1 protein-coding gene and 1 pseudogene are annotated in these 2,192 nt (G+C 67.6%); both read right to left on the bottom strand.

The genetic code is table 11. From position 1 onward, the window contains the following. On the bottom strand, positions 1-2,039 hold a 2,039-nt coding region (locus ACDELDRAFT_RS21565; protein ID WP_269763859.1), incomplete at its 3' end, for a M36 family metallopeptidase. A gap of 31 nt (positions 2,040-2,070) precedes the next feature. Further along, a pseudogene (locus ACDELDRAFT_RS26250) lies at positions 2,071-2,154 on the bottom strand (hypothetical protein); the annotation flags it as partial. Positions 2,155-2,192: the final 38 nt, after the last annotated feature.

Genomic DNA, 2,192 nt, shown 5'->3' with positions numbered 1-2,192 from the left:
GCGCAGCGTGCGCGGTCCGCCGGGTCGCTGGCCGCCATGGCGGCCAGCAGCGCATCGCGCGCCTCAGGCAGCGTGGGATTGACTGGCGTGAGCTTGTAGCCCGCCACCAGATAGTTCTTCATGCGATCCTGCGCCGTGGTGAAGGGGTGCGCATTGAGCAGTCCGGTGTAGCACTCCCACAGCATGGTGGCCATGACCTCGCCCATGTTGTGCACTTCGGCATTCGACAGGTTCACCCCTTTGGGGTTGCGCGGCGCCGTGGCGGGCAGCGCCACGCCATCGGTGATGTGCTTGAGCGTGAGCGGGTTCTTGCCCATGTCCGTGGAATACGGATAACGGCGGATGCCGAATAGGGCGACGTCGAAAGGATCGATGTCCGGGCCGACAACGCTGCCCATGGCGTAGCTGCCCGCGGCATAGGCGCCCTGGTACAGGTTGTTGCCGGGCTGGTTGCGATCGGCATCGGCCACCGTCACCAGAAGCGCGTGGAAATCGCCCCAGCCTTCGCCCAGGCCCACAGCGTGGTGGGAGGTCAGGCCGCTGGCATTGCCGATGAGGCGGTTGGTGATGAAGTGTCCCCACTCGTGGGCGATCACGCCATTGTCCAGCGCACTGCTGCGCTCAGCGGCGCCTGTGCTCTGCATGCGCAGGGTGACGATCGCGTTCGCCATCAACTGCGCTTTCCAGTCCACGCCATCCTGCTGGGAGATCATGATGCTGGGGATGGTGATAGTCAGGCCCGTGCCCGCCATGTCCGCAGGCGGTCCGGCCACGTTGTTCACGACCACGACGCCTATCGCACCTGCGGTCTGCGCATTGTTCACCTTGGTGTCGAAGCTGCAGGTGCCGCGGTCCACCAGGGCGATCTTGCCCGTGAGATTCGTGGTGATGGTGCTGCAGGCGTCACTGGGGCTCGGGACTGCATCCTGTGCGGCCACCACATCCCCGCTCACGTCATAGATCAGCGGGCCAAAAGAGGCCGCACCCACCGCATAGCTGCGGGCAATCACGGCGGGCGCCGACACCGTGGCCTGCACCGGCGTGGAATTGACGAAACGGTACATGCGCATGCGCGACGGCGCGCCGTCGGCCGGCGTCATCATGTTGGCGTTGTTGGTGCCGCTGTAGTCCAGCGCCTGTGCGCGCAGTGCGTCACCACCCAAGCCACCGCGCCCGAAGTTGTCCGCCTGCGCGTTGCCCGCCGCTTCGTCGAAGCCTGCATCGTAGAACCAGTCGTGCAGCCAGTTGTTCATGTAGAACAGGTTGACCACCGAGGCGGCCGCCTGGCTTTTGCTTGCCAGCGGCCCCTGGCCGTGGTCGTAGCCGTAGTCAAAAACGCCAGGCGCCGTGGCGCAGGCCCGGAAGTCGCGGGCCAGGGTGTCGCCGCACTGGGTTTCGTCGCCAGGGTTCAGGTCATCGGGCGCCGCCAGGTTAGCGAAGGCATGCACGTTGTTGCCCAAGGTCTGTGTGGCGCCCACGGGCAGCCAAGGATCGTTGCGCGAGAACGGCGCGTTGGCCAGGCTCACCAGGTTGGAGGCCACCATCGGCGCGGCGTAACCGGAAGGTGTCCCCGTGGGATGGGGCGTGCCATTGCGGCCCTGCGCGCCTGGCCAGGGCATGTAGGGTGGGGCACTCTCGCCCAACACACGGTAGCTGAAGGTGTCGCCAGCGTGCGCCGTCTGGTTGTGGCGCAGCAGCAGGCGGCCATCATCCCGCGCAACCACATAGGCCCAGGCATGTTCCTCGCCGTCTTCCACCACCAGCAATTCCATGTAGTAGGCGGCCACCAGCCCTTGTGGCAGGCGGAACCACACGGGCTTGACGCGTACGGGCTCGGGCAGGGAGGCGCCCCCTGTACCCGTCACCCCGGAAGGCAGCGCCCACCACTCGTAGGGTCCGGCTTCCCCGGTCGCGGGCGGGGCAGCCGATTGCAGTTGCCCCACCACCTCGGGGGCGAAGCCCCAATCCTGCAGGGCGCGGGCGACGGCGCCAGGCGCGTCCAGCAGCGTGGCCGGGGCGGCCTTGGATTGGAGGGGCAAGCGCGGTGCTGCCCAGGTAACCACCGATGGCGCGGGCCTGCCCGTCCGCGCCCAGCAGCACGGTGGCCTGTTCGCGGAACACCTCGATGCCGCCGAGCTGCTGGGTCAGCCGCACCAGGCGCGCCCCACCCGACAGCGTCTGCACATGGTGCA

The organism is Acidovorax delafieldii 2AN (genome assembly GCF_000175235.1).
Lineage (GTDB): Bacteria > Pseudomonadota > Gammaproteobacteria > Burkholderiales > Burkholderiaceae_C > Acidovorax > Acidovorax delafieldii_B.
This window is presented reverse-complemented; position numbering and strand designations above follow the sequence as displayed.